Raw genomic sequence first — 26,493 nt, 5'->3', positions numbered from 1 at the left:
CAGTACATTAATATATTTACGTTATATTATTTCTTGTAAACACTTTCTTTTTTAAAGTGAACAGTTAATAGATAATAAACTACTGCTCTGTATTTATTTCTGTTAGATTGACCATATTTGTCCATTACAGCTTGAATACCTTTGTCTAATTCAGGACTGTCCTTAAGACCTAACTTTTTAATTAAAAAGTTGTTTTTAACTGTAGCTAATTCAGATTCTGAAGAACCTGCTACAGTAGATGAGTCTTGGTTATAGATAGATGGTCCACATCCGATCGTTACAGCAGTTAATAAATCCATATTAGCTGTTACACCACACTTTTCTTTTAAATCAGTAGCGTACTTTTGAATTAATTCGTCTCTTTTACTCATAATTTTCTTTTTTATTGAGTACAAGGTACATAAAATTTCAATACGCAAGCATTAATATTGTATAAAATTACATATTGCGAAAATATGTACTTAGAACAGTATTGTTAACCTCAGTTGGAGTAAAAACTTCTAATATACATGGACCATCATTATATTTAAATAATGTAGTACATGCTTTTGTTAACTCCTCTTCATTTTTAGCTGTTAAATATTTAAACTTATACATGGTGGCTAAATGCTCTGCTGTTAGTTGGTGACTTGTTTCAAAGTATGTATTGAAGACAGGAGTTTCTCTATGTCCTGGTAGTATTCTAAAGATTCCACCACCACGATTGTTTAATAAGAGTATTTTAAAGTCTTTTGGGATATAATTATTCCACAGACCATTGCTGTCATATAAGAAACTAATGTCCCCTGTGACCAATAGTGTAGGTCGTTTAGTGGCTACAGCAGCACCAATCGCAGTAGAAGTACTTCCGTCTATTCCACTAGTTCCTCTGTTGCAAAACACATCATTTGAAGCATTTATTTTGATTAATTGAGCATAGCGAATAGCAGAGCTATTGCTAATTTGTAATTGGGTATCAGTAGGAAGTTGTTTAAAGAGGATATCAAATACTTTTAAGTCACTAAATGGAATAGTTTGCAAATAAGCTGTATGCTTTTCTTGTCTTGTTGTAGCTATTGCTTGTATCCATTTTTGGTAGTTAGCATCAGGGTAATGCTTAACATTTTCTTTTAGCATCTGAAAGAAGTTTTCAGGTGTATCAAATATTGCTTTATTTAGAGCATTATATGTATTATAATGTCTTAAGGTATCGATATGCCAATGCTGAGTAGGTTTATACTTACGCAAGAACGCTTTGATTCGCTTACTAACGACCATTCCTCCAAAAGTAATTAGAATATCGGGTTGGAGGGTAATAAATTCTTCTTCAGAGAATGTAGTAATTATTCGGTCAATATGTTCTATAAAAGCAGGGTGATGTAAATTAGAAGTTGTCTCAGTCATTACAATTACAGAAGGATCATTTGCTAGCCATTCTATTATCGTATTACTTATGATATTAGGTGTATTTACACCTACTAGAATAAGTTTTTTAGACGCTGCTTTGTAATCTTCTATATATTGGTCATATTCTGTAAATTGAAGAGGAATATTTTCAATATCCACAATGGATGGAGATACAGTAAGTTCTTCTATTGTGTTGTATAGAGGTTCTTCAAAAGGTGCATTAATATGTACAGGTCCCTTCTGAACAATAGCTGTATTAATAGCTGTATTGATTAAAATATCATTTTCTTGACTGGCTTCATCTAATAGGTTAGCATTGTATATAATATGATTTTCATATACATTTCGCTGTCTGATTGTCTGACCATCTCCGATATCTATCTTAGAAGTAGGTCTGTCAGCTGAAATAATAATCATTGGTATTTGGCTATAGAAAGCCTCTGCTACAGCAGGATAATAGTTTAGAAGAGCAGATCCAGATGTACATACCAAGGCAATAGGGAACTCTTTTTGTTGGGCTATCCCCATGCCGAAAAAAGCAGCGCATCGCTCATCAGCAAGACTATAACATGTAAAAAAAGGATCACTAACGAACCCTATAGTTAATGGTGCGTTACGTGATCCTGGTGATATGATTATATGTTGAATATTCTTTGCCTTACAAATTTCAATAATACTTTGTGCTAGTTCTATTTGTGGGTAGTTCATAATTTAATAGGTAAAACCCAAAGATACGAACAAACACTTTGCATTAAGTAAAGTGTACATTTAAAATTCACTTAATAATTTGTAGGTAGTGATTATCCTTTCACCCATGCTTTGATTTCTGGATCATCAGGTAGCGTTCTAGGATTAATTACTTTGACTAAATGTCCTTCTTCATTAATTAGATATTTTTGGAAGTTCCATTGAACTTCACTGTCTTCTAATCCGTTCTTTGATTTTTTAGTTAAGAAGTCGTAGATAGGAGCAATATCTTTGCCTTTTACAGATATCTTACTCATCATAGGAAAAGAAACTCCATAGTTTTGTTCACAGAAGGTAGCAATTTCTTCATTACTTCCAGGCTCTTGAGAACCAAAGTTGTTAGCAGGAAAACCTATAATAACAAAATTATCTCCTCCGAACTCGTTATACATATTCTGAAGTTGTTTGTATTGAGGGGTTAATCCACATTCAGAAGCTGTATTTACAATCATTATTTTCTTTCCTTTTAGAGAAGAAAAATCAAATTCCTCTCCATTGAGATCAGTGACTTTAAACTGGTAAATACTCTTTTTATCTTTTGGGGTTTGTGTCATAATAGTTGTTTTGGTGTTATAATTAGTAAGGTATGTGTGTGCGAAAGTAGGAGTGATGGCTAATATAGTAGCAATAGCTAATAACTTTTTCATAATTGCGTGAGTTTTAAATTGATGTGAATGTACAAAACGATTTTTAAAACCTTGTAGGTTTTAACGCTTAATTTGTATTATTAAATAGTTAGTCGATACTATTGGACATTATAGCGCATAATATACATGTCAAGTCCAGGAGCCCAATAATCTTTTTGAACTTCTATTAAACGGAAGTTGTGTTGTTCAAAGAATTTGTAAACTACTTGAGAGGTTCTAACTTGTATTGTCTTTATTCTAGTGTCTTGACTGAGAATATTTAGTCTATGCTTTAAAAGTAGAGAACCAGCTCCCTTTCTGTGATAATTGGGAGATAAGAACCCCCAACTAAGAGCTGCCGATTCTGCTTCTACGTTTCTATTTATACCAGCTGCTCCAATTATTTTGTTATTGTCTAAAGCGACGAAGTATAGGTCTAGGTGATTGTCAAGATATTCAGCTAGGTCATTTACTTCTTCTTGTGCAAAATAAGTAGGTACATTGAGTTGAAGAATATTTAGCAACTCTTGCTTGTCAGTCGATTGATATGGCCTAATAGTAAAATGCATATATTAAAGTAATTAGGGTATAAAAATAAGAAAACTTAAAAAAATGGAGTGTTTAAAACTCTATTTATAGCAATAAACTTATAACTTTGATTGTTTCCTTGTGTGGGAAAACTAAGCCAATAAATTATAATATATGAAATCAGTTGTCATTCAGGGGATTAAAGGGTCTTTCCACCATGAGGCGGTAGATAAGTTCTTTAATCCGGAGCAAGTAGAGATTGTAGATAGTCCTACATTTAATTCATTAGTCAAACAGGTTGTTAGTAAAGAAGCGGATTATGGTATGATGGCTATAGAGAACTCTATAGCAGGATCTATATTACCTAATTATTCACTTTTAACTAAGAATGATTTATATATCTGGGGAGAGATAGCATTGCCGATTAAGCATCACTTGTTAGCTTTAAAGGGACAGACTTTAGAGGATATTACAGAAGTGCGCACTCACCCGATGGCACTATTGCAGTGTGAGAATTTTTTAGATCAGTATACAGACTGGAAGCGTCTAGCGATGGATGATACAGCCACATGTGCTCGTAATATTCAAGAGAAACAACATGCAGGTGTAGCTTCTATTGGATCTGCTTTAGCGGCGAAGATGTATAATTTGGAAGTATTGGCAGAGAATATTCACGATGTGTATGACAACTATACACGATTTTTCTTGTTAAGTAAAAAACCTAAGAAAGTAGAGGGATTTAATAAAGCTTCACTGTATTTTTATACTGATCATCAAAAAGGAAGTTTAAACAGAGTATTGGAAATATTAGCGTCACATGATTTGAATTTGAGTAAGATACAGTCTGTACCTCTATCAGGAAGTGTGTTTCAGTATTCATTCCACGTAGGTGTTGTTCTTGTAAATCAAGATTATGATTTGTATTACAAAGCATTAGAGGAAGTAGCTAAAGCAACTAGATATCTTAAAGTTCTAGGTGAGTATAAACAGGATAGATTAATTATCCCTGATCAAGAATAGAAAAGAGAGGACTTAAGCAAGTCCTCTCTTTTATCATTAAGATCATTTACTCTTTTGAAACTAATAATAATCCTGCTCCAATAGGAAGGATAACTTTTTTGAACTTACTATCATTTATCAAAGCGATAAACTCTTCTACTTCAGTCTCGTGAGAAATTACATTGTCAACCACTAATAAGCTGTGTTCTGTTTGAAGAAGAAGGCGTTCTAAGTCCTTCCAATATTGGGTGTAGTAGCTTCTCTCTGCATCTAATAAGATAAGATCAAAGTCAAGATTAGTATCAGCCAAGTATTGCCCAGCATCATAAGTCAATAACTCAACATAAGACTGCAAGTCAAATTGCTTTAGATTATCGAAAGCCTTATTTGTCCTTTCTCTTTCAATATCTATAGAGATTACTTCACCCTCTAAATGGGAGATTGCTTCTGCTAACCATAATGTAGAGAAACCATTAGAAGTGCCTAACTCTAATACTCTCTTGGCATTTTTAGTTTTGATAATTAGAGATAAAAACTCAGCAGACTCGGGCTCTATATTACGCCATTTATCTAATCTGTCTGTTTTTAGAGCATCTTCTTTTTTAAAAGTATCATATAGGTCAAGGAAAGCCTTTTTAAGTTGGGGATTCATAGTTTTTAGTATTTTTCTTGAATTAGAACAACTAATTTACATAAAAAGCGTTAGTATAATGAGTAATTAAAATAGTATTTTTGAATAATAAATAGTTGGAATAGCGTATATTTATATCTATTCGTCTATATAATAGAGTAATATGAGGATTTTTTTAATGGTTTTGTTGTGTAGTTTAAGTTTAACACTACAGGCAAAAAAGAAACCAAGCTTAAAAAGAGCAGATAAGTATTATAAAAATACAGAATATACAAAAGCAGCAGAAGAGTATAAGCGCTTATTAATAGGTAAGCGTACGGCTAATTATATCTATTTGCAATTAGCAGATTGTTATGATAGATTAAATGTTGATATCGAAGCGTCTAGGTATTATGGGAAGGCTATCCAGCAAAACGATTCTACACTTAAGCCAGATATCTACTATAAGTATGCTAAAGTGATGGAAAAGAATGGTCGTTATGAGGTAGCAAAGGAAATAATGAAACAGTTTGTGGCTAGAGCTCCTAATGACTCTAGAGCAAAAGATTTTTTGGCAAAACCAGATGCGCATAAAGCATTAGTGGATAGGTATCCAAGTTATATGTTTCAGGAGTCAGGATTAAACGATAGGGAATATGATGATTATGGTGCGTGGTTAAGTCCTGGTGATACACTTTATTTTGTTTCTAATAGGACAAAACAAGAGAAGAAATGGATGCGTAAAATATTTGAAGTAAGAGATACATGGGAGCGTAAACCTAATTATGATATTTATACAGCCGAATTTAAAGATAAGTATGAACCTATAAAGGGAGTAGCACGTATTAAAAGTCGTGTCAATAGAAGGTTTAATGATGGTACAGCTGTTCTTTCAAAAGATGGTAAACGTATGTATTTTGCTTCTGAAGCCTATAGAAACCGCAAGTTTAGAAGAAATGATAATGTAAAGAATAGAGATCATCTGATGAGTTTATTCTATGCAAAAAAGAAAAAAGATAAGTGGAAGAAAATAAAACCTCTGAGATTTACTAGACCTGGGTTTATGTATACTAATCCATCTATTTCTGCTGATGGGAAGTATTTATACTTTGCATCTAATATGCAAGGAAGTCTTGGGGAATTAGATATTTGGCGTACTGAAATATTGCCAGATGATGAGTTTGGTACTCCAGAGAATTTAGGACCAGTTATTAATTCCGGAACACGTAATGATTATCCTTATTTAGCATCAGATGATAAGCTTTACTTTAGTTCAGATCGATGGGGAGGGTATGGAGCTATGGATGTTTATGTTATAGATATGAATAATCCTACTGCAACACCTATCAACCTAGGAGAACCTATTAATACTGCTAAGAATGACTTTGCATTTAGCTACTATCCAGAAAAAGAAATGGGGTTATTCTCCTCTGATCGAATAGGGCGTACTGATATTTACAAAGCATTTCCATTGTGTTTTGTAGAATTTAGAACAATGTTGAAAAGCAAAGGATATAATACTCCTATCGCAGATGCAAAAGTGGAGTTTATTAATACGAGACGCCAAGTAGAAGATCACGGAGTGTCTAGTAGGAGTGGTATGGCTAGAGGTGAGATAAAATGTAAAGAAAAATATAAGATTAAGATTTCTCATCCTGATTACTTAGATGAACTTATTGAAGTAATAGTTAATGCAGAAGAGGGGATTCAAGAATTAGAAGTATTGATGCGTCCATTAGAAGAATTAGTTATAGGAAAAGATAAGATAGAATTAGGGGATATTCAATTTGCGTTTAATCAAACTGAAATTACAGAAAATAGTAAAACTGAACTGAATAAATTAGTGAAGGTTATGAAACGTTATTCGAATATGAGAATTAAAATTAATGCTCATTCGGATAGTAAAGGGAGTCCTGCTTATAACTTAAAATTATCTAATGAGAGAGCGAAAGCTACTTTAGATTATATTGTTTCCCAAGGTATAGAAGAAAGTAGATTAGAGTCACAAGGATATGGCTCTCAAGAATTAAAAGTAGAATGTGCTCCATGTACAGAATGGGAAGATGCACAGAATAGACGTTCGGAATTTATTATTTTGCAGAAATAATAATTTCTTACTAGAATCAAAAAGGCAGTAAATCACACGCGATTTACTGCCTTTTTGATTCTAGTAGACTATTATATGGTACTTTATTGCGTTATTGTTATAATGTAAAAATGTTTTGTTATAATAATTATGTTAATTATAAGTTAAATATCATATAGATTGAAGTCACTGATAGTGATTAAGATATTTGTAGTAGTTATCAGTATAATAAGAAATACTAATAATATAGTTTATTTAAACTGCTAAATTTTTAAATAAAAATAGTTATTATAGAGTTTAAATGTTGTTAATATAATTATTTGAATCTTTAAAGTGAAATGTCTAGAAAAGTGTTATTTCGGATTGGTGAACATAGTTTTTTAAATAAACCACAAATAGTGATTGTGTTAATAACTGCGTTTTTTCTATGTGTTTGTAAGGAATAAAAACATGGTTACATTTGCTGTGTACAAAAAACATAACAACAAGATTATTGGTATGAATAGCATCATAACTTAGATTCATTTTAGGTGTTTTTAGTTTTATTATTATAGCTATAATAATATTTTTTCATAGTCATTATAAATACCAACCATAGCCAAGTTGATGATATCTAATGATGCTTTAGTTATACTAATTAAAAATCTGTTTTTGTATTACCTCGTTGTTATAGTTAACAACAAGAAGTTGATATAAGACAGACTTTTAAAAAACTTCAATCCCTCCTAAGCTTAATTCTTTTTAAATTATTGCTTATGAAAAAGAGGTCATCTTTTAGGTTTAGTGAGGGATTGTTTTATTGTATTCATTTATTTGAGTGTTAATTAAAAAAGAAGCCTTCTAATAAAGGCTGAATAAGGTGTTTTTCAAATTGTTTTATAGAAAAAGAGAAGCAGAGGTGCTTCTCTTTTTCTTTTATACCTAAAATCAGTGTTAGCCAAAAACTACAAAGCAATTCTACTTCATAGTTTTTTCATTAGTTCTATAGCCATATTATACTATGTTTTTGTCAATTCAAGTACTTCGAAATCTCTTGTATTAATAGAACCACAATGTCCGCCTATCTGTATAATTGTCTTTTGTTTATCTGTCTATCACTTATTCTGGGTTAAATAGATTGTATGTAATTGATTATTGGGTATGATTTAGATAAAGAAGAAAGCCTATTTGAAACTCAAATAGGCTTTCTTCTTTATCGCGATTGACTCTCTATAAGTAAATCTGTCAGTATTGACATTTTCTTTTTATAAATATCAGATAGATCGTTGTTTTCATATAAATCCGAATTACTGATTGGGATAGCATAAGGAAGAGACCAAGCTCTTAATGCTTTTGCTATATTGTCTAAAGCCTGGATGCCTTGCATAGCTTGATTACCACCAGACCAACATGTAAAACCTACTACTTTATTTGTTAAGTAGGCTGGGTGGTCTTTCGCTGTAATCTCTAGCCAATCTATTGCATTCTTCATTACCCCTGTTAAACTACCATGATATAAAGGAGTTAGCCAAATCATAATATCTGCTTCACGAAAAGCATTGGCAAACTCAGTAACATCAGTAGGGATATTATCCATTAACTTAGCTTGAAAAATAGGAATATTAAAATCAGATAAATGAACCTGTCGAACCTCAATATTAGAATTTATGAATTGATCTGCATAATATTGTGCTATACGTCGCGATGTACGGAATGCTTCTTCGTCTAAAGAACCATTAAAAATTAAAGCCTTCATAAAACTATATTGTTATTTAGCGTACTAATTTAGAACATTTATTGATTATAAAGAGGTTCTTTACCTAACTTAATCTTTCTTTAACGGCTAAATAAAATAATTAACCCTAGAATAAAAGCGATATGACTTCTGACGCTTGAGGAAAGGTTTGTGTGATGATATAAAATAAAAAAGCCTGTCGATAGACAGGCTTCATATTATAAAGAATTCTTTTTTGCTAAGTCAAATTGCATAACAATTTTACCATTTTGATAGATATTAAGCGATTGATCATCTATCTTGAATTGATATGTTGAGTTATCAAAATATTTAAGAAAATGATCTTTTATTGAATTTTGATTACTGCTGCCACATGTTTTGGTTGCTTCGGGTTTAACATCAAATAGAGTGATCGTACTATTTTTAGTATCTATAGCGAATGGAACATCAAATGTGGTACACCCAGTATTTCCTTTTACTAGATAATTGTGAAAGTCAAAAGTAATCCACTGTCTGTATGGGCCTTCATTAGAACCATCTAATTGTACTAGCTTCCAGTCATAGCGACGAATGTCTTTGGCTAGTTTATCTAATTTTTCATCAGCAAATACATATTGTACTTTATCTTTAGTAAGCAAGTATAATACACCTTCTCCTTCATTGAAAGTAATTGTTCCATTAGCTATACGCTTTAAAAACTTATTCTCAGCATACTCTTCTTGTGTTGAACATTCTCTTCCTGTTTTGTCTGCAAAACGTGTAGTCATGTGTATTCCCTTAGAATCTATCGAAGTTCTAGTTACAGGAATTTCAAATATATTACATCCTGAATAACCTGTGATAGTAGAACCATATTCACGACTAAGCATGATGTGCTTATCAGTAGGCGTCAATACACCAGGAGTGCTATTATCTTGTAATACCCATCTTACATTCCATATTCCATCGGGTGCTAATGGATGTTTTTCTTGGGATTCAGAAGAGCCTTGTTGCGCAAAAGTTACTAAGCTTGTTAAACATAGAAATAAACTAGTAGCGTATTTTTTCATAATAAATATTAAAATAATTCTAAATTCAAATAATAATCATTTAGTATTACAACTGTAAACACCTAATATGTAGTTGTTTATGGATTGTTGGGGGTAGTTGTAGAACATTGTGAAAAGATAGTAATTCCTATTTAATATCACAATTTATAATAGATATATTATCAATTAGTTAATATACTAGGTGATAATATTAATATAACAAATGGTAGAGTATCCAGATCAACCTCTATTTTAGTACAAAACCGAACATCAAGACTAGCTTATCATCTTTATAAAAGTTTAGTGTTTGCTCAGCTATATCATATCGGTAGATTTTAGATGTAAAGTATTTTCCAAACTTTTCTTTGACTTTGCGACTTGCTTTATTCTTTTTAGCATGAACTAATTCAAAACTTTGGAACGAAAATATCTCTTGATTATAGTAAACATCAAACTTTACTTCAAAAGGAACAGTGTCAATAGTACCTTTCATTACATTGTTTTCAAAATCAAAAGAAGTAATCATTTTAGGAAGTTTGTCAGAATCTCTATTAAGAGCTATTAAATTCCAATCAAAACGAGTAACAAATTTACACATACGGTCAAAAGGCAGACTGTAAAATTTGTATTTAGTTTCTATTCCTTTCGTTATTTCTAATATATCTTCTTTTCCATTAAGTGTGATAGCACTATCTTCTAATAAGCGAAAGAATTCTAAATCATCTTCAGACCATTCGATTTTGATTAGGGTAGGGACGAACTCGACTTTACCTGTGAGTACTACATATTCGTCTGCCTCTTCATGCACCTTATTAATAGGTATTCTAGCATAGATTGTCTTTTGTTGATTTAGATTAATTGCTTTGTTTACTAAAGATATTTCTAATGCTGACGTAGTCCATTGCAGGGTTAAGTTCTTCTCTTTATTTTGTAATACCCATTGCTGTTTCTGAATCTCTATATTGTTTAATGAAAGAGGTTCATCTACATGTTGAGCATTGGCTGATAAAGAAAGTAATATTGTGATGATGAGTAATAGATTAGACCTGAACATGAGCTATTTAGTTTTAAACCTTTAGTCAAAGATAGCACTATGATTTCGAATGTAAGGAGTGAAGGCGTAAAATTTCAGAAGATATATGCTCAATAAATTGGATAAAAAAGATATTTAATTGTAAATTTACCCCCCAAACACAACTCTTTTATATATGAATCCAAAAGTATTACTTACTTCAAAAGAGATTGATATCATTCTACACCGTTTGGCTTGTCAATTAGTAGAGAAACATCTTGATTTTTCTAATACTCTTCTTATTGGTATACAACCACGTGGTAAATTTCTAGCAGAAAGAATTCAAAACATACTTAAGGCTGAATATGGAATATCAGAGATACCTCTAGGCTTCTTAGATATTACATTCTTTCGCGATGATTTTAGAAGAAATCAAAAAACTTTAGAAGCAAACAAAACACAGATAGACTTTCTAGTCGAAGATAAGAAAGTCGTATTTGTAGATGATGTGCTTTATACAGGACGAAGTATACGTGCCGCACTCACAGCTATACAGTCATTCGGTCGTCCAGCAGAAATAGAACTTTTAGTATTGATAGATCGTCGATTTAGTCGTCATCTACCGATCCAACCTGATTATAGAGGTAGACAAGTAGATGCTTTTGATGAAGAGACTATTCGTGTACACTGGTCTGAGCATGAACAAGAAGACGCTGTTTATCTAGAAGAAACAAAAAAAAACTAACTACCTAAATCTACTCATAGAAGTACAATGAAAGAATTAAGCGTAAATCACCTTTTGGGAATTAAGTATATCAACAAGAATGATATTGATTTAATATTCGAAACAGCTGATCACTTTAAAGAAGTAATTAATCGTCCGATTAAGAAAGTTCCTTCTCTTAGAGATATTACTATAGCTAATATCTTCTTTGAAAACAGTACACGTACTAAGTTGTCTTTTGAATTAGCACAAAAGCGTTTGTCTGCTGATGTAATAAGCTTTTCAGCAGCTCAGTCTTCAGTGAAGAAGGGAGAAACATTAATTGATACTGTTAATAATATCTTAGCGATGAAGGTAGATATGGTAGTAATGCGTCATAGTGATGCAGGAGCTGCTCACTTCTTATCTAAGAATGTAAGTGCTAGTATTATTAATGCAGGAGATGGAGCACATGAGCACCCAACACAGGCGTTATTAGATAGTTATTCTATCCGTGAGAAACTTGGAGATGTAGCAGGTAAGAAAGTAGTTATCGTAGGAGATATTCTACATTCACGTGTAGCATTATCTAATATCTTTGCTTTACAGATGCAAGGTGCTGAGGTTAGAGTATGCGGACCTAAGACGTTAATCCCTAAGTATATCGAGAGTTTAGGAGTGAAGGTAGAGTCTAATCTAAGAAAAGCTCTAGAATGGTGTGATGTAGCGAATATGCTTCGCGTTCAGAATGAGCGTTTAGACTTTAGTTATTTTCCTAATACGAGAGAGTATTCTCAACAGTTCGGGTTGACTAAAGAGATCTTAGATTCACTAGATAAAGAAATTGTAGTCATGCACCCAGGGCCTATTAATAGAGGAGTAGAGATTACTTCTGATGTAGCTGATTCACAACAGTCAGTGATCTTAGACCAGGTAGAAAATGGAGTAGCAGTGCGTATGGCTGTTACTTATCTATTAGCTTCAAAAATTAAATAGTATAGTCAACTAAGGGTTGACTTATTTTATAAGAAAAAACCAGTATACAGCGTTAGTATGACGCTGTATACTGGTTTTTTTGTTTCTTTTTTAAATGTAATCGCGGTCTATATCACTTTATGCCATAAAACACTGATTCTTAATTTATACCTCTTAATTATTTTCATATCTTTGTATTATATTTTGCTTTAAATCAGAAACCTATCTGAGTACTTTTTGATCTTAAAAAGTATGTAAAAAATAAGTAAATTTACTTTCCTTGAAGGCTTTGAAAAGTACCATTTTTAAAGGTTAAAATAATCTCATTTTGCGTTTCGAATTTAGTTTTTATTTGGATTGATACTGGCTTGTATCTCAGTATTTTCGGGCTATTATGCAGTTTAGTTTGGTGTTTGTTCGGGGCTTGTTCGGAAAAACCCCTTTTTTCCGAACCTCTTCCGAAGGAGTCCCGAACAAATCTCGAATAAAACTTGTTTATTCCTTTGTGTCATTGGGTTTATGGCGTGGTTGGGTAATTGAGAACCATTTTTTTATAAGTTTTTATGGTTCATTTTGAGAAGAGTAAAAAACACTATTTTTAAAAAAATTAGAGTGACTTTGATAGTAATATGCGGGTGTTTTGTGGGGATGTATATTATGTAATGTCGGTATGTAATCTATATCACGTCCATTCGACACGCAATCCATATTACGTCCTGTCGATACACAATGTCGGCACACAATCGTAGGGATGTATTACATGTTCGATAACGGATATCACGTTATGATGGTACACATCCTCTGGATTAACCACCCCGTCTTTCAGGTAATAAAAATCTAGTTGTTATGTCTTTCTGAGCTTGCGAAGAATCTCATTCTACATGTTTGTAGAGTTACGTGTGAGACTCTTCCTATCGTCAGGGTGACATAGATAATGGATAGGTAATTCCGTAATATTTTTGATCTAGTCTATGATTATATTCATATTCGTTTTATATTCGCTTAATCAAATTAAGGCGTATATAATGAAAGTAAAAGAAAAAGGACATTCACTTATTATAACGAGTGACGAGGGAGATATAGTAACGTTTCTTAAAAAACTAGAAGAGCAGTATGAGCTTAGCCTTGTACAATCTAATTTAATAATAGATTTAACTAAGGTTAAGTACGCAGTGTTAGAAGAGGATTTAGAGTACTTTGAATCTCTAGCAATACAGCATATAGAAGAAGCAAATAAATCTTTTATTATCGTTATAGAATCAATTGATTTTAATGAGTTTGATGGGGATTTAATTATTGCTCCTACCTTGCAGGAAGCACATGATTTAATAGAAATGGATGAGATCCAAAGAGATTTAGGATTTTAAGATAATATAAACAAAAGGCTTAAAGTAATTTAAGCCTTTTATTTTTGACTTGGTATGTCGTTTTTTGTAAATTACATGCTTAAAAAATAATACAATATTGAAACTTACTATATTAGGCTGTTATGCCGCAACACCACGAACGATAACAAACCCAACTTCTCAAGTTTTAGAAATAGGAGGTCATATGTTTCTTATTGATGCAGGTGAAGGAACACAAGTACAATTAAGACGTCATAAACTAAAGTTTCAACGTATTAATCATATATTTATCTCTCATTTACACGGAGATCACTTCTTTGGTTTAATTGGATTGATCTCAACATATATGCTACTTAATCGTCAATCTGATTTGCATATATATGGTCCAAAAGGGATTAAGGAAGTAACTTTATTACAGTTAAAATTAGGTAATGCATATTCAGGATATAAGTTGTTTTTCCACGAGCAGACGAGTAAAGAGAGTAGAGTAGTCTTTGAGGATGATAAAGTGATCGTGAGAACTATCCCATTAGATCACCGTGTATATACTAATGGATATAAATTTGAAACCAAACCAGGAGACCGCAAGTTGCGCATTGGAGCTATAGAGGACTTGGGTATAGATAGATGTTATTATCAGAAGATTAAAAGCGGTGGTAATATTACATTAGAGGATGGTACTGTAGTGGAAAATAAAGATATCACCTATAATCCAGAGCCAACAGAGAGTTACGCATTTTGCTCAGATACTTACTATTCAGAGGCAATAGTACCTATCATTAAAGATGTAGATGTGTTATATCATGAGAGTACTTTCCTAGACAGTGAAGAGCATTATACAGAGAGAACGAAGCACTGTACAGCTAAACAAGCTGCGGCAATCGCTAAACTTGCTAATGCGAAGACTTTAGTGTTAGGACATTATTCTACTAGATATAATGATATTACCTTGTTTAAGAAAGAAGCAGAGACTGTATTTAGTGGTAAAATACTGAATGGAGACGATGGTAAAGTGTTTGACTTATAATAGATATAGATATGAGTGATTTAAGTGATTACAGAAAATCGTACGAAAAGAGTGTATTATTGGAGAACAGTGTAGACGAAAACCCAATGATGCAATTCAAGAAATGGTTTTATGAGATAGAGGATTTTGGTGGAGTAGATGAAGTGAATGCGATGACGGTATCAACGATAGGTCTGGATGGTTTTCCGAAGGCTAGAGTAGTGTTGTTAAAGTCTTATGATGAAGAGGGATTTGTATTTTATACTAACTATGACTCAGAGAAGGGAAAAGCAATTATAGCCAATCCACATTTGTGTTTATCTTTCTTTTGGCCTTCAGCCGAGCGTCAGGTAATCATAAAGGGTATCGCTAGTAAGGCTAGTGCTGCTCAATCTGATAATTATTTTGATAGTCGTCCTTTAGGAAGTCGATTAGGAGCTATGGTATCTAATCAGAGTGAAGTAATTCCCAATCACAAAGTGTTAGAACAAGCGATTAATAAGTTAGAGAAAGAAGTGACAGAAGATACTGTAAAACGCCCTGATAACTGGGGAGGTTTTGTAGTTAAACCAATTTCTATAGAGTTTTGGCAAGGACGTGCTAACCGCCTTCATGATCGTATTAGATATACACTGACTGAGGATGGAATTGACTGGAAAATAGAGCGATTAGCACCTTAAGATGATATGAAAATAGCTAAAATAGTATTTATATTAGTGACCTTGTTTTTTATGGGATGGGCCTTAATGGAGAGTTCTAAGGATCAACCAAAAATATGGGTGCAAGTAGTAGGTGTAGCCTTGTTCTTTTTTGCAATGGCGAGGTTGATGCAAAAGACACCAAGCAACACACATAACCGTGGACCAGCAGAACGCGAGTTTGACGCAGGTATAAAAAGAGATTTAATTAATCAAGAAAAAGAAGATAAAGATGCTTAGCAAAGGAGATTACGTACAAGTATTAGATGAGGACGAAGAAGGAGTAGTCATCAATATCATAGGGGAAGAGGTTACTGTAGAAACGAAAGACGGTTTTCTGTTAACATACAAACCTAAAGAGCTATTAAAAATAATGAAAGAAGATGAAGTAGATATGCGATCAGCAAGTACACGTAGTTCTGTTAGTGAAGCACTACAAGATAAGGTTGATCCTATAAAACGTTCGTTTACAAAAGATAAACGCTCTCGCAAGGATGAGTTTATTTTAGAAGTAGACTTGCATATAGAGAAACTTACCAATGACTTTAAACGAATGGATAAGCACGATATGTTGACGTTACAGTTAGACACTGCTAGAGGACAAGTAGAGTTCGCGATACGCAACCGCATTCCCCGTATTGTATTTATACATGGAGTAGGAGAGGGTATCTTAAAAGCAGAGTTAGAGTATTTATTTAGTCGTTATCCTGAGATTGTAGCTGAGGATGCTAATTATCAGAAGTATGGTGTAGGGGCGACTCAGATCTACTTTAAACAGAATGTGAAGTAAATTAATTAGGGAACAGGATTCAACTTTGAGCAATTATTAAGAGGTAATGTGAACTGTAACGATTATAATATACAACGACAATATGGCTAGGCTGTATTGTCGTTTTTTTATAGTGCTATAGAAAAAAAAATCACTTAATACACCTACCTAGGCATAAAAAGTGATTCTTCATTAAATTCATACTAATACACAACATTATAAATGTACAATTAGTTTTATTAAAAACATAACGATATTTAAGATAAATTGTGTGCTAGCATATTAATAAGGTGGTTTTTATTAGGTTTTAAGTAGATTGGAGCGGGAAGATGTGTTGTTTTGCGAATGTTTTTAAAAATGAATTATCACTATTCTGTGTTTTTTGACATTATATGATTCGTTTTATAGTTTTATTTTTAATATTTAAGTGTTTTTACTTCTATTTGTAACTATGTTCTATTTGTATAATTTTGGTAAAATTTTGTTAATTGTGTTTTAAAAAATGTTATATTGACTTTTTAAAATCTACCGAATTATGAAGATTATGTATGTGTTATGTGCCCTTGTTTTAGGAACTCTAAGTACAATGGCACAAGACGATAAAAAAGAAGAAACGACCTTGCTAGGGATATTGGCACCTACACCAGCAGTAACACCAAAAGAAAAAATAAATAATATTGAGGTATTCCTTGATAGCAAGTATGAGAACTTGACTAAGACCAGCGGAACAGGTACTAGTGATAGCAAGTTTAGACTAGTGCAATCTAGGGTTTACTTAAAAGGAAATTATAATAATAAGTTGACTTACTCTTTGCGTTATCGCCTAAATGAATCAGTAGCTTCTAATGCTTTAGAGTTTGCTTTCTTAGAGTATAATATTGACGAACACTGGACTGTTGGAATGGGAAAACAGTTTACAGCATGGGGATCTACAGAGTTGTCTTATAACAGTGCAGATTTATACATGTTCACCAATATCATTGGTTCTATAGAATTGTTCAGTCCTGGAGCTAGTGTCGCTTATAAGGTAAAAGGACAATCATTTAAACTTCAAATGGTTTCTCAAGGGGAGCAGTTTAGTGCTGAAGCATATAAGAATAAGGCTTATGGTGGATTGTTCTTATGGGAAGGAGAGTTGTTTAAGAAGCATTTAAAAACGCGATATGGATATGCCTTGTTTCAACATGATGCTAAGAAATATTACAGTTGGGTAACCATAGGAAATAGGTTGACATTTAATAACTTTATGGCAGAGTTTGACTGGATGTATGGTTTTAGAAATGTATCTGATGCAGCATTTACAGACTTGAATAGTATGAATAAAGGAGTAGCTTATGTAAAAGATAATGTGACTACCGCCTCTATTAAATATAAGTTTAATAAGATAACTCCTTACGTAAAGGTGATGTATAACTATAGAAACGACTTAGATAATGGGGTATCTTATGCTTTAAAGGGAATTTCTACAGCAGTAGAGTATAATCCGTTTAATGAGGCTGCTTTTAAAAACTTGCGTTTGTTCGCAGCGTATAATTATCTAAACTATGATTATAAGAACTACACTGTAGTGAAGTCGGATAGGAATGAGCATCAGATAGCGCTAGGGGTGAGATGGATGGTACCACTGTTTAAATTATAAGTATGATAAAGTATAATGAGTTACTAATTGATGAGGATCAAAAAATAATGGAGTTGTTTACAGGTTTATCTGTAGAAGAAGATCAGACACTTTCTCGAAAAGTATCTTCTTTAATACAACAGGGTAAGAATATCCGATTACAAGTTATTGCTGTTGATAAGGATGAAAATACTTTATATATAGAAGGGTATACCTTGGTTAAAGGACTATTGGAAACCTTGTAAATCATAATAAACAGAATAAAAAAGACCTATTACTTATGTGAGTAATAGGTCTTTTTTATTTATTAAACCCAGAATAAGTGATAGACAGATAAACGAAAAGTAATTATACAAGATATATCTAAATTAGAGATAAAAACATACTATAGTAAGGTTGAGGAACTAATGAAAGAGCTATGAAATAGTAGTATTTGGCTAATGTAGAACCTGGGTTAAAATAAAATGTATAAAAAAAGATTAAAAAAGTTAGTGTTTTGTTAGATGGTATGTGTTTGTTATTTAGTGTTTTATCTTTGTTGAGGGATGTTTATTAGACTAAATAGATTGTTTTTTTTAGAATTGTATGCAAGGTTTTGCAAAAAGTGGATTTATATAAATGAGCGCTCACCAAAAGATATAATTTAATAAAAATTTTAAAAGTCTAATAAGATGAAAAAAATAGTTGGAATAAATGCATTTTTAATGATGTTCAGTTTGATAGGGTTAACTTCTTGTAGTAGTGATGACAATGAAGTTTACTTCGATATGCCAGTAAAATTAGAAGATGTTAATGGTGATTACTCAGGAAAAGTTGTAACCTCTCAAGGTGAGGCTAAGAATGAAGGGAATATAGCTTTTGTGGTAGGGGATAGCATTATTTCATTTGATGAGCTACCTGTTAATGAGATTATTGGTTCAGTAATTGAAGATAAAGAGGCTGCAAAAGCAGCAATTGAAGCATTGGGTAAGGTAGAGTATGATTTAAACTTTACTTCTAATCTAAATGAGTCAAGTACAGCTGTAGAGCTTGCGTTTGAGCCAGAAGTATTGGAAGTAGTGGTTCCTGTAGAAGGAGGAGAGAAAAAAATAGTGGCTACTTTTAAAACAGAACACAAAGGAGTTTATACGTCGAATAGAGTGAACTCATTAAAGTTTGAGATTATTGTAGATAAAATTACAGTAGATGGAGTTGATTTAAATCCTTATGAGGTGATAAAATACAGTTTCCCTTTATCGATTAAAAAATAAAAATAAAACTAAAACAAACTAAGAGAAGCAGATTGCTATCTAGGTATAGTGATCTGTTTTCTTTTTAAAAAGAGGAATTACTTCTTTTACTATGTTTATTAAGCATAAAAAAAATAGAGATATCGAAGAACAAAAACTCATAGAGAGACTTAGACTAAAAGAACAGTCTGCTTGGAAGGAATTTTACGAATTCTATTCAGGGCATCTAACCTATGTGTGTATGAGATATGTTAAAAATCAAGATGATGTCTATGATATTCTGCAGAATAGTTTTATTAAGATGTTTCATTCGATAGATTCTTTTAGTTATAGAGGTTCTGGTTCATTAAAAGCTTGGATAACACGCTTACTTATTAACGAGTCTTTAAAGTTTTTGAGAGATAATTCTAAAATAGATTACCCTGTTAGTTCAGATGACTTGCCTATTTTAGAAGAAGAAGAGCCTTGTTTAGATGAGATACCAGAATCAATCATTCTTGAGTTAATACGATCTTTACCTGATGGTTATCGCATGGTTTTTAACCTTTATGTATTTGAGGAAAAAAGTCATAAGGAGATAGCTCAACTTTTGGGGATTGCAGAGAGTTCTTCTGCTTCTCAATTACACAGAGCAAAAAAAATGCTAATGCAACAAATACAAACATATAATCAATTTAGAGCAAATGCCTTATGAAGGATAAATGGATAGATGATCTTAAGCAAAAGATGAAAGGTCATACAGAAGTCGAACCAGAAGGGCTATGGAGTGATTTAGAAAAAAAGCTTTTCAATGAAGAAAAGGGAAAAGTCATACCACTATGGTCAGATAATGTATTATTTTATGGTAAAGAAGAGAAGGTCTCTAAATATGTGTGGTTTAAGAAGACTGCGGGTATTGTTGCTTCATTTGTTTTGCTGATAACAGGAGGAGTGTGGCTTTATTTTAATACACAAGAGATAGTACCTTATATAGAGATAAAAGAAAGTAATATTGTTAATGTAATAGAACCTGAGGCAATAACAGATTCTTTACCCAAAAAGACTATAGTTTTTAAAACTAAAGAAATAGTAAAACTAAAGAGTGATCATATAAGTGACAGTGTTGTTTCAAATACTGATCTTATTACCCCCCCTCTTTTGGAGCTAGACATAGTTAATCCTAAAAGAGTAAGAAATGAAGAGGCTATAACATTGTTGATTGATAAAGAAAAAGTAGAGGAAATAGCATTAATTTCCATTGAGGAAGATATAGTAATAGATAAAAATATTAGTTATAGCACGCTCAAAGGAAAAAGCTTTGCAGGGAAAACGTATAATAAAAGAGGCTTTTCATTAGGACTTTTATCAGGTAATTTATCCTCTAATTCATCTCAGTTGCAGAATGGATATGCATCTATGAATGGTTCGATTAATATGAATTCGTATAATCCAACAGCAAATACTTCAAATAAAGCATTGTTAGAGATTTATAAAGGAAATTTAGAAAGAGAAGTAAATACTAAAATAGACCATAAACGACCAATTCGATTTGGTTTATCAGTATATTATCAATTAGGAGAGAAATGGGGAGTAAACACTGGGTTGATTTATACCAAGTTATCTTCAACTCTTAATTCGGGAAGTGTTGATTATAAGGTAATGGGAGAACAAACATTGCATTATATAGGAGTACCTATTCAGGTTAACTATAATGTATGGAAAAAAGGTGATTTTTATGCTTATGTAAATGGTGGTGCTAGTGTTGAAAAATCTGTATATGGTACCTTTAAGGCGAAGTATAAGGTGAATGATAAAATAGAAGATGGTACTAAAGAAAATATACATGCTAAGGGAATACAGTTATCAGTAAATGCAAGCGTAGGTGTAGAATATAAGCTAGGAAAAGGAATAGGTGTGTTCTTAGAGCCTGAAATGAGATATCATTTTGATGATGGGAGTTCAATTAGTAATATTTATAAGGAGAAGCCATTTAACTTTAATGTTCAAATGGGATTGCGTTATTCTATCCCTCATAAGAAGTCAAAAAGCAGTAGTAAGACAGTGGATGAGGATCTAAAACAAATAGAATTATCTAGCGATTAAAAGTAAAAAAAGAGGTTAAGTAGGTTTTAATGTTAGGCTATATGTGCTCAAGTAATAGCTGTTATTATTCTTGAGTATACCGAGATAGGTTAGAGATAACACATCTAGGGATCAATATAGTTAATGAGACATCTCCTTCCTTAGGGAGATGTTTCTTTTTTGTTACTGCTAAAAAAGGCACTTCTGATTTAAGAGAAGTGCCTTTTGTTTTTTATTTGTCTTTAGTATCGTCATCGTTTTTATCCGTAAAGTACTCTGTAAATATCTTTATACTATCTATAGGGTCTGGCATTCCCATAGGAGCATTTTCTCTTTCATAATGTTCTAGTAGAATATTTATAACTTCGTATTCATCTGCTTCAGGAGTATTAGGCTTAGCATCTTTTAGGAGTTGTAATCTCACTAAAGCCATGTGGTAGTCTTCTTCAGTTCTTATAGGTTTCATAGGCAATGTGGCGTTATAGATTAAATTGTACTAGTCTGTTGTTTATAAATATACTGATTATAAAGTGGATAGTATACATAAATATAGATTATTTAACTAGTAAGGCTTTCAGAGTAAGTTTTTCTTTTGGAACATCTATAAAAATGTATCTGTTTTATATTCAGTTTGTTTTGTAAACATGTGTTGACATAATTACTACGAATAATTTTTTAGTTTATTTATTATTAGGTGTAAGTACATTTGCTACAGCACAGAAAGTAGTGTTTAAAAAAAGGGAAGGTATAGTATGATATTTCTATATATGATAATACTAGTAAAAGTTACATCTTAGTAGGTAAATGGAATGAGAAGAGAGATAGAATGTTTGTTTTAAAATAATGGAGAAACATATACATTACCTGATATCTTTAGCACACCTACTTTAAGTTTAGATATGGATAAAGTAGCAAAAGCAATGGTTTATTTAACTAAAAAATAAGTAATAGAGTATCTATAGAAGAGTACAATTAGTCGGAAGATATAGCACAAAACTCGTAATTTAAGGTATTATTAAGGACTCCTATTGTTAATTAGTTTTATTTTGTAGTACGATAAAATAGAATGGAAGATGAAGCTAGTAGGATTAGAGGAAAGTAAAGAAATAGACTTTTATACGAGAAAGGATAATCTGATTGTTACCATACCGCAGAAACAGGATTATTATACACTTATTTTATGTACTAAGGGGCAGATAGACTTAAAGGTAGGATATCATAAGTTTACCATTACAGAGGGAGCGATGTCAATTATCTCACCAGAAGTATTGTATGTAGGAGGTGAGGCTTCAGAGGACTTTAGAGTATTACAGATATTCTTTAAAAAGTGTTTTTTATATCGCAATTATGTCAAAGAAATGATTGTGGATGAGTTGCTATTCTTAAATACAGATTACCCACCTATGTATAGGTTAGAAGACTCCTTTAAGCAAGTCTTACAGAATTTTAATAACCTAGCTTGGGAGTTAGATACAAAGAGACCTTATCATCTTAATATTATACGTTTAAAGTTGATAGAGATACTATATGACTATAACAGAGCTTGTGAGTACTGTCTACTAGGTTTTCACAAGGGAATGAATAGACAATATCAGTTGACTTATACGTTTAAACAACATCTAGAAGATAAGTTTAAAACTTTTAAAACTGTTGGGCAATATGCTGATTTGATGGGAATAACACCGAAACATTTGACTGAGGTGATTAAGGAAGAGACAGGTATGACAGCTTTGCAATTAATACATGAGAGATTGTTATTAGAAGCTCAGTATCTATTGAGACACAGTCAGATGACTGTTAAAGAATGTGCTTATGAACTAGGTTTTGATAACATATCTTATTTCAATAGATTCTTTAAGCTTCACTTGGAATTATCTCCATTGGCTTATAGAAACAAGTAATGGACTATATTTTATAAAAGAAAAAAGAGAGCTTAGTGCATCTGTACTAAGCTCTCTTTTCTTTATTAATACTTTATCTGAATAGGAATTGTGTAATAGCTTCTTACAGCTTTATTGTCTATAAGTGCAGGTTGCCATGCTTCCATATCTTTTATAACCCTAATAGATTCTGTGACTGTTGTTAAACTAGGATGCCTCAATACTTCGATATCACCTATTAGTCCATCTTTTTCTATTGTGATTTTAACGATTAATAGTATTTTATTAGTTGTTTCTTTTAGTTCAGTTGGTATTTGAAACTTTGAGATAAACTCTTTTTTAAAGGCAGGTATTCCTCCAAGATATTCAGCTCTTTTATTTGTTTCTCCCTGTAGAAAAATATAGTTAGTATTCTTAAGAGAATCATTTATTGATAGGGGTATAGAAATGTCAGCTCTAGGAATACTACAATAAGATTCTTTTATTTCAGGGGGTGGTGGAATAAATACTTTTGAGTTATCTGTTTAGTTTCCGCTAATCATATTTAAAGTAGTTGGTTTCGCTTTAACCATCTTTACAATTGTGTTATGAAAAATAGTTTCCTTAAATAAGGATCTATTTAATCTATATACGAACTCATTAAAGTAAGCTTGGATGTATTTCTTATTGATATGTGAAGGTACAGTCCTAATCCAGGATTTAAGTTGGTGAATTATCACGTGTAATTCTTTAAAATTAGCACCTTTATCACTTTCTTTTTGAGTGATGTTATACTTTTTTTTTCAAGGGATTGTATCCCCTCCATTTATCTGTAACTACATTAGCATCTTCTGAAATGTGTTGTTCGAATATAGTAGTTAATGACTTAGCAGAGTAATCGTCAATACACTTAACATAGGCTCTTTTTACTTTTCTTTCAGTATTTAACTCTACAGCTATCACTGCTTTAGCTTTTTTGGTGTCGTAACTTCTTCCTGGTTTTCCTTGTTCGTATCCCCCTACAACAAACTCATCAACATGGACTGTCTCAGTCATAGGAGATTGCTCGCTACTTTGCATAGCTAAACGAACTTTATGCATAAAGCCCCACGCTGTTGGCTGGCTTATACCATAGCGTTTACCCATTTGAATACTAGATATGCTTTTGGTAGAAGTTGTCATTTCAAACACAATCATAAATGCTTTATGTAAACCAAATTTGACTTTGTGAAATAAGGTATTAGCTGTTGAGCTTTCAACATGCTCACAGTTATAGCAATAGTATGAATGATTAGATTTTAAGCAACCTTTTTTGTGTCCACATTTTACACAAGTAAAACCGTTTGACCACTTTATTTTACTTAGATAAGCTTTACAAGATTCGTCATCTGGTAGTTCTTTTACTAAGTTAAGAATGTTTTGACCCTTAAAAATTTCCATACTGTTGATTTTAAGATACTAATGTACGGAAGTTAATTTAATAACTCAATAAATACTTTTCTCTTTTTAGTCTTTTGAGGATACATTATTACCATTGGAATAAGTAAAAAAAGACAAAGTATACGTGTTTTACTCATTCTAAGTATATGTGGTTTATTGTTAGAGTACTGTATGTTCACATTAAGATAATAGTAAAATTACTAAGCTCTTCTATTTCCTTGAACATCGATAATTAACTGTTCTCTTAATTCTTCAAAATTCTTATAAGTAAACTCAAATATCTTGGTTGTCTTATTGTCTTCTTGGATAACGATATACTGTGTCGCTCCGAAGAATGCTCTTTTAGTATAAGCTAGGGCACAAACTGTATTAGGTTTATAGAAGGTCTTCTTAGCACCTATTAGATTTCTGACGATAATTTCCTTATCAGAGATACTAACATCTTTAACCATAGTCATTGTCAAAGAGAAACTAAAAATAAATAGAACAATGCCTAGCGTAACTCCTCCTACAAAGCTATAGTTTGTTTTAAAAAGCGTGTGACTTGCTTGAGAATTGTCAGCTACAAAATAGAATACTGTAAATAGTATTAACGCTATCACAAGCATAAATAGCAATAAGCCAATTATTCTAGAGCTATACTGAGATTGTATCATAGTAAGTGTTGGTTTGTGTCATAGCAAGTTACAAATAAAGCTAAGTATACGCAAGACAATTATAAGCAAAGAAGATGTAGACTTATGGGATAATTATATCTTAGCAAAAAAGAATATAGCAATGAGCTGGAACGCAGAACAGGTTTATACATTAGTTAGTCCAAAGCTAATAGAATATTTAAAAGGAATAGACAACCTTCAACAAGGATTATTTCAAGTTGATGATTTTAGAGGAATTAGAAGTCAGTGGACTAAAGATGTTTTCTTTGAGAATGAGAATCACGAGCGAAAGCATATTAAACACAGCTTACCTGTAGATGGTCTATTCGTTATAAACCCTTCTATGAGTAGAACAGCTTATGATGATAAGGACAATGCGTTCTATACAGATTATGCCGAATACAAAACCAACAAATGGCATTTCTTAGAGAATATTGAGATTGCCCCAATGGTATTGTCTTTGAATCTTACGTTAGAACAATGTAAGTTACTCGCTTTTTTACAGCAGTTAAATGAAGAGATAAAACAGCCCTTCGTATACTATAAGTGTGAGATGTGGGGAGGGGATATAGAAGAAGAAATAGCTATAGTATTTGACGGAGAGATGAAGGTGTATTACTTTGATGAGCTGATAGGGGAATATAAGCAGATGATCGGTGCCGAAATAAAAGACTTAGAAGATAGTACCGCTTTACAAAAAGGGTTAGAAGCGATAGGGTTAGTCTTACCAACACATTTCTTTGCACTTCATGAGACTTCTTTTGACTGGTATCCTTATCGAATGATAGATTAATGACGGTCATATTAGATCTGTTGACCTGTTGGGAATTCAAGAGGTATTCGTGAGGTGTTGTTGCTGAATAACGCTGTTTGAGCAAGTATACCTCAGGAATACGGCTAGTATTATCAATATAGTGTAAGGACGGAGAAATGTCGTTAATATTAGATTGGCACATAATGAGGATGAGATACAGTGTTAGACAAAAGATATTTCATCTCTACATAACCTTTATTAAGGATGTTATGCAGGGTAGAGGCATAGTACTTATAAGATTTCCTGTGTTATATGCTGGCAGTATTTTACTGTTCATCTATGATAAGCGCATCAATCCTTAAAGTTTTACTAAATTATTTAAACAACGGGAATAAAAGAATGTTGTATAAACAGCAGGCTATCTATTCATTCGGTATATTAATTGATGTAATGCTATGATTTTGTTGTTAGAGCTGAGGTCTTTTTGTAATTTCTTTAGACCGAACTTGTCATAGGACAACTGAGGGAATAGATTGGATTATTTATATTTGTTTATCATCGCGATAGCAGCTTTATATAGTGTATAAGAGCATTGTATTTTATTCATTTTACCTCGTAGTCTATATAAAGTTAACTCTACTAC

Annotated in this window: 26 protein-coding genes and 1 pseudogene; 16 read left to right on the top strand and 11 right to left on the bottom strand. The window is 32.2% G+C overall.

The genetic code is table 11. The features are described from left to right. Nucleotides 1-26 precede the first annotated feature (26 nt). From LNQ81_RS16980 to LNQ81_RS16965, 4 genes are all read right to left on the bottom strand, one after another. Entirely contained in the window at nucleotides 27-371 is a 345-nt protein-coding gene (locus LNQ81_RS16980) for a DUF2853 family protein (protein ID WP_229948821.1), read from the bottom strand. Between the two features lie 67 nt (nucleotides 372-438). Further along, entirely contained in the window at nucleotides 439-2,094 is a 1,656-nt protein-coding gene (gene menD / locus LNQ81_RS16975) for a 2-succinyl-5-enolpyruvyl-6-hydroxy-3-cyclohexene-1-carboxylic-acid synthase (protein ID WP_229948819.1), read from the bottom strand. A 92-nt stretch (nucleotides 2,095-2,186) separates the two neighbouring features. Beyond that, nucleotides 2,187-2,780 (bottom strand): glutathione peroxidase, encoded by a 594-nt coding sequence (locus LNQ81_RS16970; protein WP_229948817.1) that lies wholly within the window; start codon nucleotides 2,778-2,780, stop codon nucleotides 2,187-2,189. A gap of 98 nt (nucleotides 2,781-2,878) precedes the next feature. Continuing rightward, nucleotides 2,879-3,328 (bottom strand): GNAT family N-acetyltransferase, encoded by a 450-nt coding sequence (locus LNQ81_RS16965; RefSeq protein WP_229948815.1) that lies wholly within the window; start codon nucleotides 3,326-3,328, stop codon nucleotides 2,879-2,881. 133 nt (nucleotides 3,329-3,461) lie between these two features. On the opposite strand from LNQ81_RS16965, the gene LNQ81_RS16960 reads away from it, so the two are divergent. Next, the gene (locus LNQ81_RS16960) at nucleotides 3,462-4,307 is read left to right on the top strand and encodes a prephenate dehydratase (protein WP_229948813.1); all 846 of its coding nucleotides are present in this window, start codon (nucleotides 3,462-3,464) and stop codon (nucleotides 4,305-4,307) included. Between the two features lie 46 nt (nucleotides 4,308-4,353). Here LNQ81_RS16960 and LNQ81_RS16955 read toward each other — a convergent pair whose 3' ends face one another. Then, nucleotides 4,354-4,938 (bottom strand): O-methyltransferase, encoded by a 585-nt coding sequence (locus LNQ81_RS16955; RefSeq protein ID WP_229948812.1) that lies wholly within the window; start codon nucleotides 4,936-4,938, stop codon nucleotides 4,354-4,356. A gap of 142 nt (nucleotides 4,939-5,080) precedes the next feature. On the opposite strand from LNQ81_RS16955, the gene LNQ81_RS16950 reads away from it, so the two are divergent. Next, complete coding sequence (locus tag LNQ81_RS16950; RefSeq protein WP_229948809.1) at nucleotides 5,081-7,003, top strand: OmpA family protein; 1,923 nt, start codon at nucleotides 5,081-5,083, stop codon at nucleotides 7,001-7,003. A 1,171-nt stretch (nucleotides 7,004-8,174) separates the two neighbouring features. Here the strand turns inward: LNQ81_RS16950 and LNQ81_RS16945 are convergent. From LNQ81_RS16945 to LNQ81_RS16935, 3 genes are all read right to left on the bottom strand, one after another. Beyond that, nucleotides 8,175-8,717: an NADPH-dependent FMN reductase gene (locus tag LNQ81_RS16945; RefSeq protein ID WP_229948806.1), complete on the bottom strand. Its 543-nt coding sequence runs from the start codon at nucleotides 8,715-8,717 to the stop codon at nucleotides 8,175-8,177. A 197-nt stretch (nucleotides 8,718-8,914) separates the two neighbouring features. After that, nucleotides 8,915-9,745, bottom strand: a complete 831-nt coding sequence (locus LNQ81_RS16940) for an META domain-containing protein (RefSeq protein ID WP_229948804.1) — start codon at nucleotides 9,743-9,745, stop codon at nucleotides 8,915-8,917. A gap of 226 nt (nucleotides 9,746-9,971) precedes the next feature. Next, the gene (locus tag LNQ81_RS16935) at nucleotides 9,972-10,778 is read right to left on the bottom strand and encodes a hypothetical protein (RefSeq protein ID WP_229948802.1); all 807 of its coding nucleotides are present in this window, start codon (nucleotides 10,776-10,778) and stop codon (nucleotides 9,972-9,974) included. 154 nt (nucleotides 10,779-10,932) lie between these two features. Here LNQ81_RS16935 and pyrR point away from each other — a divergent pair, with 154 nt between their 5' ends. From pyrR to LNQ81_RS16875, 12 genes are all read left to right on the top strand, one after another. Continuing rightward, entirely contained in the window at nucleotides 10,933-11,481 is a 549-nt protein-coding gene (gene pyrR, locus LNQ81_RS16930; RefSeq protein ID WP_229948800.1) for a bifunctional pyr operon transcriptional regulator/uracil phosphoribosyltransferase PyrR, read from the top strand. A gap of 27 nt (nucleotides 11,482-11,508) precedes the next feature. Next, nucleotides 11,509-12,435: an aspartate carbamoyltransferase catalytic subunit gene (locus LNQ81_RS16925; protein WP_229948798.1), complete on the top strand. Its 927-nt coding sequence runs from the start codon at nucleotides 11,509-11,511 to the stop codon at nucleotides 12,433-12,435. Between the two features lie 1,004 nt (nucleotides 12,436-13,439). Beyond that, nucleotides 13,440-13,781 (top strand): ribonuclease Z, encoded by a 342-nt coding sequence (locus LNQ81_RS16920; protein ID WP_229948797.1) that lies wholly within the window; start codon nucleotides 13,440-13,442, stop codon nucleotides 13,779-13,781. Nucleotides 13,782-13,878: 97 nt separating this feature from the next. Further along, a complete protein-coding gene (locus tag LNQ81_RS16915; protein WP_229948795.1) occupies nucleotides 13,879-14,787 on the top strand; it encodes a ribonuclease Z in 909 nt (302 codons plus the stop codon). 11 nt (nucleotides 14,788-14,798) lie between these two features. Beyond that, the gene (gene pdxH / locus LNQ81_RS16910) at nucleotides 14,799-15,446 is read left to right on the top strand and encodes a pyridoxamine 5'-phosphate oxidase (RefSeq protein ID WP_229948793.1); all 648 of its coding nucleotides are present in this window, start codon (nucleotides 14,799-14,801) and stop codon (nucleotides 15,444-15,446) included. A gap of 6 nt (nucleotides 15,447-15,452) precedes the next feature. Beyond that, nucleotides 15,453-15,704: a hypothetical protein gene (locus tag LNQ81_RS16905; RefSeq protein ID WP_229948791.1), complete on the top strand. Its 252-nt coding sequence runs from the start codon at nucleotides 15,453-15,455 to the stop codon at nucleotides 15,702-15,704. Further along, nucleotides 15,697-16,254, top strand: a complete 558-nt coding sequence (locus LNQ81_RS16900; RefSeq protein WP_229948790.1) for a Smr/MutS family protein — start codon at nucleotides 15,697-15,699, stop codon at nucleotides 16,252-16,254. Before LNQ81_RS16905 ends, LNQ81_RS16900 begins: the two co-directional genes overlap by 8 nt. Nucleotides 16,255-16,768: 514 nt before the next feature. Then, the gene (locus LNQ81_RS16895) at nucleotides 16,769-17,872 is read left to right on the top strand and encodes a porin family protein (RefSeq protein ID WP_229948787.1); all 1,104 of its coding nucleotides are present in this window, start codon (nucleotides 16,769-16,771) and stop codon (nucleotides 17,870-17,872) included. A gap of 2 nt (nucleotides 17,873-17,874) precedes the next feature. Then, a complete protein-coding gene (locus LNQ81_RS16890) occupies nucleotides 17,875-18,096 on the top strand; it encodes a hypothetical protein (protein ID WP_229948785.1) in 222 nt (73 codons plus the stop codon). A 426-nt stretch (nucleotides 18,097-18,522) separates the two neighbouring features. Further along, entirely contained in the window at nucleotides 18,523-19,101 is a 579-nt protein-coding gene (locus tag LNQ81_RS16885) for a DUF4840 domain-containing protein (protein ID WP_229948783.1), read from the top strand. A 91-nt stretch (nucleotides 19,102-19,192) separates the two neighbouring features. Further along, nucleotides 19,193-19,774, top strand: a complete 582-nt coding sequence (locus tag LNQ81_RS16880) for an RNA polymerase sigma factor (RefSeq protein ID WP_229948782.1) — start codon at nucleotides 19,193-19,195, stop codon at nucleotides 19,772-19,774. Then, nucleotides 19,771-21,162, top strand: coding sequence for an outer membrane beta-barrel protein (locus LNQ81_RS16875; RefSeq protein WP_229948779.1), 1,392 nt, complete (start codon nucleotides 19,771-19,773; stop codon nucleotides 21,160-21,162). Before LNQ81_RS16880 ends, LNQ81_RS16875 begins: the two co-directional genes overlap by 4 nt. A 211-nt stretch (nucleotides 21,163-21,373) precedes the next feature. On the opposite strand, the gene LNQ81_RS16870 is transcribed toward LNQ81_RS16875, so the two are convergent. Next, nucleotides 21,374-21,607, bottom strand: coding sequence for a hypothetical protein (locus tag LNQ81_RS16870; protein ID WP_229948777.1), 234 nt, complete (start codon nucleotides 21,605-21,607; stop codon nucleotides 21,374-21,376). A 607-nt stretch (nucleotides 21,608-22,214) separates the two neighbouring features. Between LNQ81_RS16870 and LNQ81_RS16865 the strand changes: the two genes are divergently transcribed. Continuing rightward, nucleotides 22,215-23,042 carry a helix-turn-helix domain-containing protein gene (locus LNQ81_RS16865; RefSeq protein ID WP_229948775.1) on the top strand — a complete coding sequence of 276 codons (828 nt, stop codon included), beginning with the start codon at nucleotides 22,215-22,217 and terminating at the stop codon, nucleotides 23,040-23,042. A 503-nt stretch (nucleotides 23,043-23,545) separates the two neighbouring features. On the opposite strand, the pseudogene LNQ81_RS16860 reads toward LNQ81_RS16865, so the two are convergent. Continuing rightward, nucleotides 23,546-24,440, bottom strand: a pseudogene (locus LNQ81_RS16860) (IS1595 family transposase). A 200-nt stretch (nucleotides 24,441-24,640) separates the two neighbouring features. Then, nucleotides 24,641-25,096, bottom strand: coding sequence for a hypothetical protein (locus tag LNQ81_RS16855; RefSeq protein ID WP_229948772.1), 456 nt, complete (start codon nucleotides 25,094-25,096; stop codon nucleotides 24,641-24,643). A gap of 121 nt (nucleotides 25,097-25,217) precedes the next feature. Between LNQ81_RS16855 and LNQ81_RS16850 the strand changes: the two genes are divergently transcribed. After that, nucleotides 25,218-25,889, top strand: coding sequence for a hypothetical protein (locus tag LNQ81_RS16850; RefSeq protein ID WP_229948770.1), 672 nt, complete (start codon nucleotides 25,218-25,220; stop codon nucleotides 25,887-25,889). The last annotated feature ends 604 nt before the right edge of the window (nucleotides 25,890-26,493 follow it).

The sequence above is a fragment of the Myroides oncorhynchi genome, assembly GCF_020905415.1.
Taxonomy (GTDB): Bacteria; Bacteroidota; Bacteroidia; order Flavobacteriales; family Flavobacteriaceae; genus Flavobacterium; species Flavobacterium oncorhynchi_A.
Note: the sequence above shows the minus strand (reverse complement) of the source record. Positions and strands in the feature narration are given on the sequence as shown.